We start from the raw sequence: 16,505 nt of genomic DNA, 5'->3' as shown, positions 1-16,505 counted from the left end.
GGTGGCGGGGAGGCGAAGTCGCCCCCGCCTCCCCTTCCCGTCCCGAAACCGGGGGCGGGCCCCCGGACCCCGGGGATGCGGGCGTCGTCGGAACATGGCGTGCCCAACGTGGTTGCGTGCGCAGTTCCCCGCGCCCCCAAACCCCCGGGTTCAGCGGAGGAACGCTGCCGCGACTCCGGCGTCGACCGGGACGTGCAATCCGGTCGTGTGCGTGAGGTCGCCGCCGGTCAGCGCGAAGACCGCGTTCGCCACGTGCTCCGGCAACACCTCCCGCTTCAAAAGCGTCCGCTGCGCGTAGTACTCGCCCAGCTTCTCCTCCTCCACCCCGTACACCGCGGCGCGCTTCGCGCCCCAGCCCCCGGCGAAGATCCCGGACCCGCGCACCACGCCGTCCGGGTTGACCCCGTTGACCCGGATGCCGTCCCCGCCCAACTCGGCAGCGAGCAGCCGCACTTGGTGGGCCTGGTCCGCCTTCGTCGCCGAGTACGCCACATTGTTCGGGCCGGCGAACACCGCGTTCTTGGAGGCGATGTAGACGATGTCGCCGCCCATCTCCTGCGCCCGCATCACCCGCGCCGCCTCGCGCGAGACGAGGAACGAACCGCGCGCCATGATGTCGTGCTGGAGGTCCCAGTCCTTGGCCGTGGTCTCCAGGAGCGGCTTCGAGATGGAGATGCCGGCGTTGTTGACGACCAGGTCGACACCGCCGAAGGCCAGCGCCGCGGCCTTGAAGGCGTCCGCGATCTGCTGCTCGGACGTGACGTCGACCGTCACGGCGACCGCCTTGTCGGGGCCGCCCAACTCCTCGGCCACCGCCGCCGCACCGTCCGCGTTGAGGTCGGCGACGACCACGCACGCGCCCTCGGCGACGAGCCGGTGCGCGATGGCCTTGCCGATGCCGGAGCCCGCGCCCGTCACCAGGGCCACCCGCGTGGCGAGCGGCTTCGGCTTCGGCATCCGCTGGAGCTTGGCCTCCTCCAGCGCCCAGTACTCGATGCGGAACTTCTCCGACTCCTCGATCGGCGCGTACGTGGAGACCGCCTCCGCGCCGCGCATCACGTTGATCGCGTTGAGGTAGAACTCGCCCGCCACGCGCGCCGTCTGCTTGTCCTTGCCGAACGAGAACATGCCGACACCGGGCACGAGCACGATCGCCGGGTCCGCGCCGCGCATCGCGGGGGAGTCGGGCGTCGCGTGCCGCTCGTAGTAAGCGGCGTACTCGGTGCGGTAGTCGGCGTGCAGCTCCTTCAACCGCTCCGCCACGGCGTCGAGTTCGGCCGTGGGCGGCAGGTCGAGGACGAGCGGGCGGACCTTCGTACGAAGGAAGTGGTCCGGGCAGGAGGTGCCGAGCGCGGCGAGGCGCGGGTGCTCGGCGGACGCCAGGAAGTCGAGGACGGGACCCGAGTCGTCGAAGTGGCCGACCTGCGGGCGGTCCGTGGACGCCAACCCCCGGATGAGCGGGGCGAGTTCTGCGGCCCGTGCACGGCGTCCGGCCGCGCCGAGCGCCGCGTAGCCCTCGATGACCGGGCCGAACGGCTCCTCCTTGCCGCGCCCGGCGAGGAACGTCTCCGCGGTGCGGATCATGTACAGCGAGTTGGCCTCGCACTCCTCGGCCGTGTCACCCCACGCCGTGATGCCGTGGCCGCCGAGGACGCAGCCGATCGCCTCCGGGTTGGCGGCCTTGATCGCGGCGATGTCCAGGCCGAGCTGGAAGCCAGGGCGCCGCCAGGGCACCCACACGACCTTCTCGCCGAAGCACTCGGCGGTCAGCTTCTCCCCGTCGGCCGCGCAGGCCAGCGCGATGCCGGAGTCCGGGTGCAGATGGTCGACGTGCGCCGCGTCCACCAGACCGTGCATGGCCGTGTCGATGGACGGCGCCGCGCCGCCCTTGCCGTGCAGGCAGTAGTCGAACGCGGCGACCATCTCGTCCTCGCGCTCCACGCCCGGGTACACCTCGGTGAGCGCCTTGAGCCGGTCCACGCGCAGCGCGGCCAGGCCGGCCTCCTTGAGCGTGCCCAGGTCGCCGCCGGAGCCCTTGACCCACATCAGTTCGACGTCTCCGCCGGTGACCGGGTCCGTCTCGGTGGCCTTGGCGGAGGTGTTGCCGCCGGCGTAGTTGGTGTTGCGGGGGTCGGCGCCGAGCCGGTTCGAGCGGTCGAGGAGGGCGGCGACCTGCGGGTGCGTAGCCATGAAAGGTCCTAAATTCCTGAGGAGTTGACTGCGGTGAACTGCGGGGAGGTGGTTACGCGCCCCACCCCGCCTGCTCCCCGCCGACCCGCTCGGCCGCGATCCGCTCCTGCCACCCGGAGGCGGCGTACGCGGTGACGGGATTCGCCGCGAGCCCCTGCTCCTCGCGCCACGAGGCAAGGAGCGGCCGCACGTCGGTGTTGTACGCGTCCATGATCACGGCGTTCGCGGTCAGGACGTCGCCCGAGGCCTGCGCGGCGCCCAGCGCCTCGCGGTCCACGAGCAGTGCCTTCGCGGTGGCCTCCTGCACGTTCATCACGGAGCGGATGACCGCCGGGATCTTCGCCTCGATGTTGTGGCACTGGTCGAGCATGAACGCCACGTTGGTCTCGGGGTCGAAGCCGCCGTTCTTCGCGACCTCGTGCAGGATGCGGAACAGCTGGAACGGGTCGGCGGAGCCCACCATCAGGTCGTCGTCCGCGTAGAAGCGGGAGTTGAAGTCGAAGCCGCCGAGCTTCTTCGCGCGCAGCAGCAGCGCCACGATGAACTCGATGTTCGTGCCCGGCGCGTGGTGGCCGGTGTCGACCACGACCTGCGCCTTGTCACCCAGGTTCATGCACTGCATGTACGAGGTGCCCCAGTCCGGCACGTCCGTGGTGTAGAAGGCCGGCTCGAAGAACTTGTACTCCAGCAGGATGCGCTGGTCGTCGCCGAGCCGCTCGTAGACGGTGGCGAGGGACTCGGCGAGGCGGTCCTGGCGGGCCACGATGTCGTCCTGGCCGGGGTAGTTGGTGCCGTCGGCGAGCCAGATCTTCAGGTCCTGGGAACCCGTCGCGTCCATGATGTCGACGCACTCCAGGAGGTGGTCGACCGCCTTGCGGCGCACCGCCGGGTCCGGGTGACAGACACTGCCGAGCTTGTAGTCGTCGTCCTGGAAGGTGTTGGAGTTGATGGTGCCGAGCTCGACACCGCGCTCCTTGGCGTACGCGGACAGGGTCGCGTAGTCGTCGACCTTGTCCCACGGGATGTGCAGGGCGACCTTCGGGGCGATGCCGGTGAACTCGTGCACCTTCGCGGCGTCGTCGAGCTTCTCGCGGGGCGTGCGGGGCACACCGGCCTGGGCGAACACCTTGAACCGGGTGCCGGAGTTGCCGTAGCCCCAGGACGGCGTCTCGATCCGCTGGTTGGCGAGTGCGGCCTTCACGGCAGCGATGTCAGGCATGTCCACCTCTGAGTACACGGGTCTGCGAGCCGTCTGCTGAATCGTCTCTGAATCGACCGAGTGTGAATCGATTCATTGTGCAGCGAAGCTAGTCCCCCTGGTGGGGTGCGTCAAGGGGGTGTGCGACAACTCGAGCGCGTTACGGAATCGTTTCGTACGTCGATGTATTCCGGCCGTTCAGACCCCTTGACCAGGGCGCCGGGGCGTGGCTAGCTTCCGGAACGTTTCACTGAAACATTTCACGTCGGGTGCCCTTCGACCCCTGGAGAACTGTCATGACGCCACCTGAGCCGGAGACCACTCCGGTGCTCGCCCTGGAGGGGGTGAGCAAGTCCTTCGGTGCCGTGCGCGCCCTGCGAGGTGTGTCACTGAGCCTGCACGCGGGCGAGGCGCACGCCCTCGCCGGTGAGAACGGCGCGGGAAAGTCGACGCTCATCAAGGCCCTCGCCGGGGTGCACCGCCCGGACACCGGGACGGTTCTGCTCGACGGCTCCCCGGTCGAGTTCCACGGCCCCGCCGACGCCCGCGACGCCGGTGTCGCCGTCATCTACCAGGAGCCGACGCTCTTCCCCGACCTGTCCATCGCCGAGAACATCTTCATGGGCCGCCAGCCGCGCCGCTCCCTCGGCCGCGTCGACCACACCACGGTCAAGGAGGCCACCGCGGCCCTGTTCAAGCGGCTCGGTGTGGAGCTCGACCCGGACCAGCCGGCCCGCGGCCTGTCCATCGCCGACCAGCAGCTCGTCGAGATCGCCAAGGCGCTGTCCTTCGACGCCCGCGTGCTGATCATGGACGAGCCGACCGCCGCGCTCACCGGCAGCGAGGTGGCCCGCCTGTTCGGCGTCGTACGGACGCTGCGCGAGCAGGGCGCGGCGGTCCTCTTCATCTCGCACCGCCTGGAGGAGATCTTCGAGCTGTGCCAGCGGGTGACGACGCTGCGCGACGGGGCGTGGGTGGCGAGCGAGCCGGTCGAAGGACTCACCGAGGACGAGCTGGTGCGCCGCATGGTCGGCCGCGACCTCGACGAGTTGTACCCCAAGCAGGACACCGAACTCGGCGAAGTGGCCCTGAAGGTCAGCCGGTTGACCCGCGAGGGTGTGTTCACCGACGTGTCCTTCGAGGTGCGGCGCGGCGAGATCGTCGGCCTCGCCGGGCTCGTCGGCGCCGGCCGCAGCGAGGTGGCCCGCGCCGTGTTCGGCGTCGACCGCTTCGACGGCGGTGAGGTGGAGGTGCTCGGGCAGAAGCTCAAGCCCGGCGCGCCCAGCCTCGCGATGCACGCGGGCCTGGCCCTCGTGCCGGAGGACCGGCGGGCCCAGGGCCTCGTGATGGACATGTCCATCGAGCGCAACATCGGGCTCACCGGCTTCGCCGACACCTCCCGCGCGGGCCTCATGAACCGCAAGGCGGAGCGCAGCCGGTCCCTGGACTGGTCGGTGAAGCTGCAGGTCAAGTACGCACGCCTCGCCGATGTCGTCGGCACGCTCTCCGGCGGCAACCAGCAGAAGGTCGTCCTCGCCAAGTGGCTCGCCACAGGGCCGCAGGTGCTCATCGTGGACGAGCCCACGCGCGGCATCGACGTCGGCACGAAGGCTGAGGTGCACCGGCTGCTGTCCTCGCTCGCGGCCGAAGGCGTCGCTGTCCTGATGATCTCGTCCGACCTGCCCGAGATCCTCGGCATGGCCGACCGGGTGCTCGTGATGCACGAGGGACGGCTCTCCGCCGAGCTGCCGCGCGCCGAGGCGAGCGAGGAGTCCGTGATGGCGGCGGCCACGGGGAGGGCCGCGTGACGTCCGTACCCGCACACGCCGCCCGCACCGCAAGGAGCACGACATGACCATCACCGCACCACCCGTACGCGAGGACGCGGCGCCACCGCCCACCGCGGGCCGTCGCCTCCTCGACAAGGTGTTCAAGGCGCGCGAACTCGCCGTCGCCGCCGTGCTCGTGGTGATGCTGCTCGCCACGCAGGTCTCCAACACCGAGTTCCTGTCGCAGCAGGGCGTCAAGGACCTCCTCCTGAACGCCACCATCCTGGTCCTCGTCGCCACCGGTCAGGCGATCGTCGTCATCACCCGCAACGTCGACCTGTCCGTCGGCTCCGTGCTCGGCATCTCGGCCTTCGCCGCCGGTGACTACCTTCAGGGCGGCGGCAGTTCGCTGATCGCCGTCGTGTACGCCGTCGCCATCGGCACCGTCTTCGGCGTCCTGAACGGCGCGCTCGTCAGCCTCGGCAAGGTGCCCGCCCTCGTCGTCACCCTCGGCACGCTGTACGTGGTGCGCGGCATCGACTCCATCTGGGTCGGCTCGCAGCAGATCGTCGCCGCCGACCTGCCCGACGGCTTCGTCGACTTCGGCCACGACGGCATCTGGGTCGTGCCCTATCTGGCGCTGCTCGCCCTGGCCGTCCTGGTCTGCGTCGGCTACTACCTGCGCAGCTACCGCAGCGGACGCGAGATGTACGCGCTCGGCTCCAGCCCCGAGGCCGCGAACCTCGCCGGCATCCCCGTCCGCAAGCGCATCATGACCGCCTACGTGCTGTGCGGCGCGCTCGCCGGACTCGCGGGCGCCCTGTACCTGGCGCGCTTCGGCAACGTCGACTCCGGCACCGGCAACGGCTACGAACTCACCGTCGTCAGCGCCGTCGTGGTCGGCGGCGTCGCCTTCACCGGCGGCGCCGGCACCGTCTACGGCGCCGCGCTCGGCGCTCTGCTGCTGACCTCCATCAACAGCGTGCTGCCCGCCATCGGCGTCAGCTCCGTCTGGGTCACCGCCATCAACGGAATCCTGCTGCTGCTCGCCATCGCCGTCGACCGGATCGTCGCGCTGCGCGTCGCCGCAGTGCTGCGCAAGCAGGCCGCACAGATGAGGAGCGCCCGCCATGCCTGACTCCCTGAAACACTCGGTGCGCTGGGACACCGCCGTCGGCGCCCTGCTGATCGTGCTGCTGCTCTGCTCGTTCGCGTTCGTCGACAACTTCGGCAACGCGCTGAACCTGTCGTTCCTGATCGGCAACACACTGCCCATCGCGATCATCGCGCTGCCGATGACGATGCTCGTCATCTCCGGCGAGGTCGACCTGTCGGTGGGCTCCACGGTCGGCCTGTCGGGCGCCGTGATGGGCGCGCTGTGGAACAACGGCATGGCCATCGAGACGATCATCCCGCTGTGCCTGCTGCTCGGCGTGGTCTGCGGCCTCATCAACGGGTTGCTCGTCACCCGCCTCGGCCTGCCGTCGCTCGCCGTCACCATCGGCACCATGGCCGCCTACCGGGGCATCGCGCAGATCGTCCTCGGCTCGGACTCGGTCACCGACTTCCCCTCCCAGTACCTGGACTTCGGTGCGAACCGGATCGGCGACACGTTCATCCCGTACGCCGCCCTGCCCTTCGTCGTCCTCCTCGCCATCGCGATCGTCGTGCTGCACGCCACCCGGATGGGCCGCTCCCTCTTCGCGACCGGCGCGAACGAGGAGGCCGCCCGGTTCGCCGGTGTGCGCGTGAAGCGGCTCAAGCTGTCGATGTTCGTGACGACCGGACTGCTCTCCGCACTTACCGGAGTCTTCTGGGCGCTGCACTACGCCAGCGCCCGCTACGACAACGCCACCGGGCTCGAACTCTCCGTCATCGCGGCCGTGTTGCTCGGCGGCATCGACTTCGACGGCGGCAAGGGCACGCTCGGTGGCGCCATCGCCGGTGTGTTCCTGCTCGGCACGCTGCAGAACGTGATGAGCCTGCTCAACGTCTCCGCGCAGTCGCAGATCGTCGTCACGGGTGTGCTGCTCGTGATCTCGGTGCTCGCGCCGCGCGTCGGCCGTCAGATCGCGCAGGCGAGGTCCCGCAAGAGGACGGTCACCGCGGTCACTTGAGGTGCCCACCCGTACCACTCACTCCCGCCCACCCCACGTAAGGAACCGCCATGTCCCAGAAGACGCGCCGGCTCACCGCGGCCCTCGCCGTGACCACCGCCCTCGTCCTCGGCGCCTCCGCCTGCGGCGGCACCACCAAGTCGGACTCCGACAAGGGCGACGCCAAGTCCGCCGCCGCGGGCAAGGCCGACCCCAACGCGAAGACCAAGAAGGGCCTCACGGTCGCCTTCCTGCCCAAGCAGGTCAACAACCCGTACTTCACCACCTCCGACAACGGCGGCAAGAAGGCTCTCGCGGACCTCGGCTCGAAGTACAAGGAGGTCGGCACCAGCTCCGGCACCGACACCTCCGGACAGGTCTCCTACGTCAACACCCTGACCCAGCAGCAGGCCGACGCCATCGCGGTGTCCGCGCAGGACCCGGGCGCCCTGTGCACCGCGCTCAAGCAGGCCATGAAGAACGGCGTCAGCATCGTCACGTACGACTCCGACACCAAGGTCGACTGCCGCAACGTGTTCGTCTCCCAGGCCAGCGCCGAGGACCTCGGCCGCACCCAGGTCCAGGAGATGGCCAAGCAGATCGGCAACAAGGGCGAGATCGCGATCCTCTCGGCGGCCCAGACGGCCACCAACCAGAACACGTGGATCAAGTACATGAAGGACGAGCTGAAGAAGCCCGCCTACAAGGACATCAAGCTCGTCACGACCGCCTACGGGGACGACGACGCGCAGAAGTCGTTCCAGCAGACCCAGGGCCTCCTCCAGGAGCACCCGAAGCTGAAGGGGATCATCTCCCCGACCACGGTCGGCATCAAGGCGGCCGCACAGTACCTGTCCGGCTCGAAGTACAAGGGCAAGGTCAAGCTGACCGGCCTCGGCACCCCCAACGACATGCGCGCCTACGTCAAGAACGGCACCGTCGAGGCCTTCGAGCTGTGGGACCCGGCGAAGCTCGGCGCGCTCGCCGCGCACACCGCGGTCGCCCTGGAGTCCGGGCAGATCACCGGCAAGGCGGGGGAGAAGTTCAAGGCCGGGGACATGGGTGAGTACACGATCGAGAAGGACGGCGTCGTCACCCTCGGCAAGCCGACCGTCTTCAACAAGAAGAACATCGACGACTACAAGTTCTGAGCGGGGCAAGGGACATGAGTGACATGCAACGGGTCTGCTTCCTGCTCAAGGTCAAGGCCGACCGCATCGACGAGTACCGCGCCCGACACGCGGACGTGTGGCAGGAGATGCGCGAGGCCCTGACCGCCACCGGCTGGCACAACTACTCGCTCTTCCTGCGCGAGGACGGACTGCTCGTCGGCTACCTGGAGACCGAGGACTTCGACAAGGCGCGCGCCGCGATGGACGCCACCGACGTGAACGCCCGGTGGCAGGCCGAAATGGGCGAGTTCTTCGAGGCGTTGGACGGGCAGGCGCCCGACGCCGCGATGCGCCCGCTCACCGAGGTCTTCCACCTTGCGTGAACGCGCCCCGGGCCGGGCGACGGTCGGCATCAAGGACGTCGCCCGGGAGGCGGCGGTCTCCGTCGGCACCGTCTCCAACGTCCTGAACCAGCCCGACCGGGTCTCCGGGCCCACCCGCCGCCACGTTCAGCAGGTCATCGCCCGGCTCGGCTACGTACGCAGCGAGTACGCCCGCCAACTGCGGGCCGGGCACAGCCGGATCGTGTCGCTGCTCGTCCTCGACATGGGCAACCCGTTCTTCGTGGACCTCGCGCGCGGCGCCGAACGTGCCGCGCGCGAGGCGGGGCTCGGGGTGATGGTGTGCAACAGCGCGCAGAGCCCGGCCGTGGAGGCCGAGTACCTGTCGATGTTCGCCGAACAGCGGGTCCGCGGCGCCCTCATCACCCCGGCCGACCCCAGCGGCGCCACGCTCCGCGACTTCCGCCGCCACGGCATCCCGTACGTCGTCGTGGACCGCGTCGCCGGCGACGAACCGGGCTGCTCGGTGGCGGTCGACGACGTGACGGGCGGCGCGCTCGCCCTCCGCCACCTCGTCGACGCGGGCCACCGCTCCATCGCCTACGTCAGCGGACCGCCCCAGCTCAAACAGGTCCAGGACCGCCGCGAGGGCGCCCACAAGGCCCTCGCCGAAGCGGGCCTCCCCGCCACCCACCTCTACGAGCTCCCCACGGACCGCCTCGACGTGGCGGCGGGCCGCGACGCGGGCGCCCGCCTCCTAGGCCTCGCCCACCGCCCCACAGCCGTCTTCTGCGCCAACGACCTGCTCGCCCTCGGCGTCCTCCAGTCCCTCTACGCGGCCGGGGTCCGGGTCCCCGACGACATGTCACTGATCGGATACGACGACATCGAATTCGCCTCGGCGGCGACGGTCCCCCTCACCTCGGTCCGCCAGCCCGCCGTCACCCTCGGCGCGACGGCGGCGCGGCTGCTCCTGGAGGAGACGGGGGAACAGGCACCCGTCCATCGGCATCAACACGTCGTGCTGAAGCCGGAGTTGGTCGTGCGGGGGTCCTGCAAGGTGCCGCGCTGATGGGGGCTGCCGGACCCGCGCCTCGCGGTCAGGAGTGCCCCAGTGCCCACTCGAGGGCGTGGTCGGCGATCTCCTCCCAGCCGTCCTGCGCCGGCATCAGGTGGGAACGGCCCGGGTATTCGATGATCTCGGTCAGGGCCCCCGACTTGTAGTGCTTGGCGTTGGAGCGCTGGATCTTCGGAGGCATCAAGTGGTCGTTCTCGCCGGAGATGAACAGCAGGGGCGCCCGCTTGTCGTTGTGGTAGTCGACGTACGAGTCGGCGTGGCCGGGGTGGATGTTGGCCAGCGCGCTGCCCCAGAACACATGGCCGGAGGCGGGGATGTGGTAGCGCTCGTACGCCGCCCGCGCCTGGTCCTCGGGGAAGGTGTTGGTGAAGGCGTAGCGCCACTGGTCGTAGGTGAAACCGACGGCCTTGTGCCGGTTGGCGGGGTTCTTCAGCACCGGGAACGTCGCCTTGGCCTGCGCCAGGGGGATGACCGCGACGCCCTCGGTGGGGGCGGAGTTCATCGCGACGCCGCAGGCGCCGTAGCCGTGGTCAAGCAGGATCTGGGTGAACACCCCGCCCGCGGAATGCCCCATGAGGATCGGCTGGGTGTCGAGGCCGTCGATCAGCTTCTCCAGCGACGCGATGATCGCGGGGACGGAGAGCTGTTCGATGGGGGCCGGGTCGGCGTTGAGGGCCTCCACCTCCACCCCGAAGCCCGGGTAGCCGGGCGCGAGGACCCGGAAGCCCTTGGTCTGGTAGTGGGTGATCCAGTGTTCCCAGCTTCGGGGTGTGACCCAGAAGCCGTGGATGAGGACGATCGTGTCGGGTTTCACGAGTGGCCCTTCAACGAGTCGCGGCGTAGGCGGACTTGATGATGTCGGCGGTGGCCTGCGGGTGGGAGGTCATGACGACGTGCGAGGAGCGGATCTCGGTCACCTTGCTGCCGGCGCGCTTGGACATGAACCGGTGGGCGGCGGGTGGGATGACCTTGTCCTGGGTCGGGATCAGGTACCAGGAAGGGATGGTTCTCCAGGCGGGCGCGCCGCTCGGGCCGCTGAGCCCTTCGACCGAACCGGGGCGCTGCGTGACAGCCATGAGACGCGTCTCGGCCGCGGGCAGATCGGCCGCGAACACCGCCTGGAACTTCTCGGCCGCGATGTAGCCGTCGGTACCCTCGCCGCCGCCGGGCAGCGGATAGGGGCGCGGAACGAGCGCGGCCCCCAATTCGCTGCCGGGGAACTGCTGCGCCAGTTGCAGCGCGCTCTCGCCCTCGTCGGGCGCGAACGCCCCCAGGTACACCAGGGCCTTGACGTTCGCGTGCCCGCGGGCGGCGTTGGTGATGACGATGCCGCCGTAGGAGTGGGCGGCCAGGATCACCGGTCCCGTGAGGGTGTCCAGCACGCTGGAGATGTACGCGGCGTCGCCCGCGCTGTCCCGCAGCGGGTTGGCCGGCGCGATCACCGGGAAGCCGCTCTTGTGCAGCAGCCCGATGGCGGCGTTGAAGCCGGAGGCGTCGGCGAACGCTCCGTGCACGAGGACGACCGTCGGTTTGGTGCCGGCGGCCTTTCCGGCGGACGTGGCAGATGCGGTGCCGGCGGCGCCGACGGGACTCGCGGCGCCGGCCGCGAGCGCGCCGCCGAGGACACGGCGGCGCGGAGGATGACCGGGGTTCATGGGTGACTCCTTCTGAAGCGGGCAGGCAGGGAAGGGCCGTGCAGAAACCGTGTGCCGGGCTCGGTGCGGCGGCGGCTCGGGAGCCGCTTCAGGAGTTCAGGAACTCCAGCAGATCCGCGCCGAGTTGGTCCTTGTGCGTGTCGGTGATGCCGTGCGGAGCGCCCGGGTAGACCTTCAGCGTCGCGTTCTTGATGCGGGCGGCCGACGCCTTGCCGCCGACCTCGAAGGGCACGACCTGGTCGTCGTCGCCGTGGATGACCAGCGTGGGCACGTCGATGGCGTCCAGGTCGGCGCGGAAGTCGGTCGCGGAGAACGCCGCGATGCACTCGTAGGCGCTCCGGTGCCCGGCCTGCAGGCCCTGGCGCCAGAACGCCTCCCGGATGCCCTGGGAGACATCGGCGCCGGGCCGGTTGTTGCCGAAGAACGGGCCGTCGGCCAGGTCGCGGTAGAGCTGCGAGCGGTCGGCGAGCGAACCGGCCCGGATGGCGTCGAAGGTCTCGATGGGAACGCCGCCGGGGTTGTCGGCCGTCTTCAGCATGAACGGCGGCACCGCCGAAACGAGGACGACCTGGGCGACGCGGGCGGTGCTGTGGCGGCCGACGTAACGGGCGACCTCGCCGCCGCCGGTGGAGAAGCCGACCAGGGTGACATCGCGCAGGTCCAGGGTGTCGATGAGCGTGGCCAGGTCGTCGGCGTAGGTGTTCATCTCGTTGCCGCTCCACGTCTGCGTGGAGCGGCCGTGGCCGCGCCTGTCGTGGGCGATGACGCGGTAGCCGTGAGTGGCCAGGAACAGCTGCTGGGCCTCCCAGCTGTCGGAGCTCAGGGGCCAGCCGTGGCTGAGGACGACGGGGCGGCCCGTACCCCAGTCTTTGTAGAAGATCTGCGCACCGTCGGATGTGGCGACGTAGGGCATGAACTGCTCCCGACCGAGGAGGGGTTGGCTGTGACGCTTCGATGGTTCGCCGGTCCGGGCGGTCGCCGCATCACGTGCGCCGCGTAGTGGGCGCGGTCACGCGCGTAGGGCCTCGGCGAGCCGGCGCCGGGAGGGCACGTCCAACTTCCGGAACACCTTGCGCAGGTGGTAGTCGACCGTGCTGGCGCTGATGATCATCTGGGTGGCGATCTCGGCGTTGGTCGCGCCCTGCGCCGCCAGGTGGGCGATCTTCAACTCCTGGGAGGTCAGAGGCTCCCGTGCCCCTTCGGGAACCTTGGTCAAGTGCGCGCCGGTGGCGGCCAGTTCGCGTGCGGCACGCTGTGCGAAGGCGCCCGCGTCCATGGTGCGGAACATGGTCAGGGCGGTCCGCAGGGGCGCCCGTGCGTCCTTGCGGCGCCTTCGCCGGCGCAGCCATTCGCCGTACAACAGGTGGGCGACGGCAAGGTCGGCCTCGGCGTTCGTCCGGGACAGCAGATCGACGGCCTCGCGGTACAGCGGTTCGGCGTCCCCCGCCCCGGCGAGCAGGGCCCGGGAGCGCGCCAGCAGCCCCAGCGCCCACGGCGTGCCCGCGGCTGTGGCCCGGCCGGCCAGGATGCGCAGGGCCGCGGTCGCCAGCGTGCGGTCCCCGCAGCGCACGCCCACCTCGACGACCGCCGGCAGGTGCCGGGAGTACAGCCCGAGCGCATCGGGCCGGACGAGTTCTTCTGCCACGGGGCGGGCCGTGGCGTAGTCCCCGCTTCCCAGCGCGAGGATCAGTACGCCGCCGTGCGCGAGGGACTCCAGCGCTCCGTCGCCGCGCGTGCGCGCGTCCTCGAGTGCCCGGTGCAGTACTTCCCGCGGGCCGTTGTCGGCGGCACGCCAGGCCAGCAGTTCGGCATTCCGGTCAGGCTGTGGCTGGGCGGCGGGTCTGCCCATCGCCGCCCGGAGTTGGCGGCCGTCGGCCTCCAGTGCCTCGGCGGCCGCCAGATGTCCCAGCGTGGTCTCGGCCATGGCGGAGCAGGAGAGAATCGCGTCGAGGTGTCCCAGGGCTCCGCGCCGGCGGGCGATGCCATCGGCGCGCTCCAACAGGGCGGTACGGGCGTCGTGGTCCCACAACAGGGTGGAGAACCAGGCGCCGAGCCCGTAGCCGCCCAGTACCACGTCGTCCGGAGTGTCCGGTGCGAGCAGCGACGTCAGAGCCTTGCGCAGTTGGGGGACGGCCTGTTCGTAGCTGTCACCGGCCAGGACGGTGAAGCCGCGCAGCAGTTCGTCGATGCCCGTTAGCGGCCCGGATGCCGCCAGGGAGTCCACCGCGCGCGCGATCTCGGCAGCCGTCGTGGCGGGGGCACGGTGCCGTGCGGTGAACGTCAACTCGGCGGCGTGCAGCAGTGCTTGGCGTTTGCGACCCGGCTCCTGATCCCCGAACGCGGACGCGGCGGCGAGGCACAGCGCCGACGCCCGCGCATGGGCATCGGGCCCGCCCAGGCCGTCGACGACACCGGCCCGCACCAGCAGCGCGCCGGATCGCCCCGCCTCGCTCAACAGACCGACGTCGACCGCCCCCAGCAGCACATCGGCCTGCAGCGGCGCTCCGGCGGCGACGGCGGCCTCGGCGGCGGCGAGAAACCGCCCGGCCCGGGCACCGCCGTCCGGCGAGAGCTCCGCCGCCCGAGCCATGAACGTCACCCGTGCCGCATGCCCACCGCGTGTCGCGGCCCGGTCGGCGGCACGCTCCACCTCGTCCGCCACGGCGGCATCACGGCCGGGCACGGTGGCAGCGAGATGCCAGGCCCGCAGATCCCGGTCGTCCGGACGGTCCGTGACATTCGCCAACGCGCGGTGCGCAGCACGCCGTTGCACGCTCGTGGCACCCCCGTACACGGCCGGGCGCACCAGCGGATGCCGGAACTCCACGGCGGCGCGCAACACCACCATCCCCGCGTCCTCGGCGGGCCCCGACGCGTCCGCCGCGATACCCAACAGGTGCGCCGCGCGCGCAAGATAGTGAAGGTCACCGCTGGGCTCGGCGGCGGCGAGCACCAGCCACATGCGCGTGGCGTCGGGCAGCCCGCGTACCTGCTGCCGGTAGTGCTCCTCCAGTCGGCTCCCCACGGGCAATGGCTCGGGCAGGGCCAGCGAACCGGCGAGGTGTTCGGCGGAGAGTTCCCGGCCGAGGTCGCTCAGCGCCCGGGGGTTGCCGCCGGTCGCCGCCACGATGCGGGCCCCGACCACGGGGTCGAGAGGACCGTCCGCCACGGACCGCAGCAGCTCCAGCGCATCCGGCTCCACCAGGCCGGGGACCGGGACGACGGGCAGACCGGGCGGGATGTCGAAACCGGACCTGGCGGCGAAGACGAAGCCGACTCCCTCGGCGTGCAGCCGACGGCCCACGAAGGCGAACACCTCCAGGGAGTCCCGGTCGAGGAGGCAGGCGTCGTCGACACAGCACAGCACCGGACGCAGCTTGGCCTTGTCCGCGAGAAAGGCCAGCAGGGCGAGCCCCACCAGGAACCGGTCCGCCGGAGGCCCGTCGGCCAGCCCGCAGGCGACCTTCAGCGCCTCCTGCTGGAGCGGCAACAACGCCCCACCTTCCTTGAGTTCGTCCTGGAACGGGACGAGCAGCCGTTGCAGCGCGGCGAACGCGAACCCCGCCTCCGCCTCGATCCCCGCCAGCCGCAGCACCCGAAGGTCCGCCGCCTCCGTGACCACGTGGTCGATCAGTGCGCTCTTGCCGATCCCCGCGTCACCTTGCAGGAAGAGGACGCCGCTCAGCCCCTGACGCAAGTCCGCGACCAGGAGGTCGAGTTGTCCGCGCTCATCGGACCGGCCGTGGAAGGTCATACCCAGCACCTCTCGCCGCACCCCGCAGTTGTGAAGGACTTGTGTGGGAGCGTGCCACGGGTGTCGTCCGTCGGCTTGCCCCTGCCTGCCGGCGCCTGTCCTCTGCGTGCCACGACCCTGTCCGCACGCGACCTCCGCACCTGGCGCACCGTGCGCCACAGGAGGCGTGAGCGCAGGCCTGTGCTGCGTACATTCACCTTTGCCCGGCAAGACGCACGCGGCGGACACTGGCGCCTCGGGCGGCGACGGGCCGCTGCCGGCAGGGGAGGCGTTGTGCTCGTCCTCGACACAAGCGACCTTCCGGTCGGCGACCGGATCGGGGCCTTCGAAGCGGTGGCCGCCGGTGCGGGCGGTGTCTCCTCCGTCGAGGTGGAGGAGCCCGAGGGAACGGTCTGGCAACGCCTCGAACTCTGGCCCCTCGGCCCACTGACGCTCTTCCACACCCAGGGCACCGGGATGCGCGTCTCCCGCTCACCCCGGCAGGCGCGACGCGATGCTCTGGACACCGTCGCGATCAACATTCATCGCCAGGGATCCGGCGGCTTCTCCTGGACCGACCATCACCAGCGCATCGGCCCGAACAGCGCGACCCTGCAACACATGCCCGCCGGGTACGAGTACTGGTGGTCGGGCCTCGGCAGCACGCTTGCCCTGATGTTCGACACCGAACGCCTGGGGCTGCCCGAAGAGGCGATCCGCGCCGCGATCCCGACGCTCGAACACAGCCCCGTCGGCCAGTTGTTGATCAACCACGTGCACGGCCTGCACGGCATCGCCGACCGCGTCGCCACGGGCCCCGAAGCCGACGCCCTGGCCTCGGCCACCCTGGAACTCGTCCGGGCCTGGGTGGTGTCCGTCGCGGGCGACGACGCCACCCGCCGCGCCGTCGCCACGGAAACCCTCCTGACCCGGGTCCTGGCCTACGCCCGCGTCCATCTGAGGGAACCCGATCTCACCCCGCAACGGATCGCGTGGGCGCACAACACGTCCGTGCGGACGCTGTACCGACTGTGCGCGGACGGCGGGCTCAGTCTCGAGAAGTGGATCGTCCGCCGACGACTGGAGGGCGCCCGCAGTGACCTCGCGGCGCCCTCGCATGCGCACCGCACGATCGAGGCGGTTGCCCGGAGCTGGGGCTTCGGCAATCCCGCCTTCTTCTCGCGCCGCTTCCGCGAGGCCTACGGCACCACTCCCGGCGAATGGCGAAGGCGGTCGCGGCGGGGCGAGCCCTCCTGGCGTCCTCCACCGAGTGCCCACGGAGGATGAGGAGAGCCCGCCCTCTCGCGTCAGCGGACCGAGCCCGACCGCGTCA

Annotated in this window: 13 protein-coding genes; 7 read left to right on the top strand and 6 right to left on the bottom strand. The window is 70.7% G+C overall.

The annotated features are described in order from the left end of the window. Positions 1 to 150 precede the first annotated feature (150 nt). Together OHA73_RS02300 and rhaI are read right to left on the bottom strand one after the other, a co-directional pair. Positions 151 to 2,190, bottom strand: a complete 2,040-nt coding sequence (locus OHA73_RS02300) for a bifunctional aldolase/short-chain dehydrogenase (protein ID WP_327653983.1) — start codon at positions 2,188 to 2,190, stop codon at positions 151 to 153. A 52-nt stretch (positions 2,191 to 2,242) separates the two neighbouring features. After that, the gene (rhaI, locus tag OHA73_RS02295) at positions 2,243 to 3,409 is read right to left on the bottom strand and encodes an L-rhamnose isomerase (RefSeq protein WP_266717872.1); all 1,167 of its coding nucleotides are present in this window, start codon (positions 3,407 to 3,409) and stop codon (positions 2,243 to 2,245) included. A 275-nt stretch (positions 3,410 to 3,684) separates the two neighbouring features. Here rhaI and OHA73_RS02290 point away from each other — a divergent pair, with 275 nt between their 5' ends. From OHA73_RS02290 to OHA73_RS02265, 6 genes are read left to right on the top strand one after another with little or no spacing between them, the layout of a single operon-like run. Next, positions 3,685 to 5,196 carry a sugar ABC transporter ATP-binding protein gene (locus OHA73_RS02290; protein ID WP_327653982.1) on the top strand — a complete coding sequence of 504 codons (1,512 nt, stop codon included), beginning with the start codon at positions 3,685 to 3,687 and terminating at the stop codon, positions 5,194 to 5,196. A 43-nt stretch (positions 5,197 to 5,239) separates the two neighbouring features. Continuing rightward, entirely contained in the window at positions 5,240 to 6,295 is a 1,056-nt protein-coding gene (locus OHA73_RS02285; RefSeq protein WP_327653981.1) for an ABC transporter permease, read from the top strand. Next, positions 6,288 to 7,274 (top strand): ABC transporter permease, encoded by a 987-nt coding sequence (locus tag OHA73_RS02280; protein WP_327653980.1) that lies wholly within the window; start codon positions 6,288 to 6,290, stop codon positions 7,272 to 7,274. The genes OHA73_RS02285 and OHA73_RS02280 overlap by 8 nt, the downstream gene beginning before the upstream one ends. Positions 7,275 to 7,324: 50 nt before the next feature. Beyond that, positions 7,325 to 8,404: a rhamnose ABC transporter substrate-binding protein gene (gene rhaS, locus OHA73_RS02275; RefSeq protein ID WP_327653979.1), complete on the top strand. Its 1,080-nt coding sequence runs from the start codon at positions 7,325 to 7,327 to the stop codon at positions 8,402 to 8,404. A 23-nt stretch (positions 8,405 to 8,427) separates the two neighbouring features. After that, on the top strand, positions 8,428 to 8,748 hold the full coding sequence (locus tag OHA73_RS02270; RefSeq protein WP_266719174.1) for an L-rhamnose mutarotase: 321 nt from the start codon (positions 8,428 to 8,430) through the stop codon (positions 8,746 to 8,748). Then, positions 8,741 to 9,778 carry a LacI family DNA-binding transcriptional regulator gene (locus OHA73_RS02265; protein WP_327653978.1) on the top strand — a complete coding sequence of 346 codons (1,038 nt, stop codon included), beginning with the start codon at positions 8,741 to 8,743 and terminating at the stop codon, positions 9,776 to 9,778. The genes OHA73_RS02270 and OHA73_RS02265 overlap by 8 nt, the downstream gene beginning before the upstream one ends. A 28-nt stretch (positions 9,779 to 9,806) precedes the next feature. Here OHA73_RS02265 and OHA73_RS02260 read toward each other — a convergent pair whose 3' ends face one another. From OHA73_RS02260 to OHA73_RS02245, 4 genes are all read right to left on the bottom strand, one after another. After that, entirely contained in the window at positions 9,807 to 10,598 is a 792-nt protein-coding gene (locus tag OHA73_RS02260) for an alpha/beta hydrolase (RefSeq protein WP_327653977.1), read from the bottom strand. Positions 10,599 to 10,608: 10 nt separating this feature from the next. After that, on the bottom strand, positions 10,609 to 11,439 hold the full coding sequence (locus OHA73_RS02255; RefSeq protein WP_327653976.1) for an alpha/beta fold hydrolase: 831 nt from the start codon (positions 11,437 to 11,439) through the stop codon (positions 10,609 to 10,611). Between the two features lie 88 nt (positions 11,440 to 11,527). Beyond that, positions 11,528 to 12,352 carry an alpha/beta fold hydrolase gene (locus tag OHA73_RS02250; RefSeq protein ID WP_327653975.1) on the bottom strand — a complete coding sequence of 275 codons (825 nt, stop codon included), beginning with the start codon at positions 12,350 to 12,352 and terminating at the stop codon, positions 11,528 to 11,530. A 96-nt stretch (positions 12,353 to 12,448) separates the two neighbouring features. Next, positions 12,449 to 15,193 carry a LuxR family transcriptional regulator gene (locus OHA73_RS02245; protein WP_327653974.1) on the bottom strand — a complete coding sequence of 915 codons (2,745 nt, stop codon included), beginning with the start codon at positions 15,191 to 15,193 and terminating at the stop codon, positions 12,449 to 12,451. A 273-nt stretch (positions 15,194 to 15,466) separates the two neighbouring features. Between OHA73_RS02245 and OHA73_RS02240 the strand changes: the two genes are divergently transcribed. Next, a complete protein-coding gene (locus tag OHA73_RS02240) occupies positions 15,467 to 16,459 on the top strand; it encodes a helix-turn-helix domain-containing protein (protein ID WP_327653973.1) in 993 nt (330 codons plus the stop codon). Positions 16,460 to 16,505 lie beyond the last annotated feature (46 nt).

This window comes from Streptomyces sp. NBC_00483, assembly GCF_036013745.1.
Taxonomy (GTDB): Bacteria; Actinomycetota; Actinomycetes; order Streptomycetales; family Streptomycetaceae; genus Streptomyces.
Note: the sequence above shows the minus strand (reverse complement) of the source record. Positions and strands in the feature narration are given on the sequence as shown.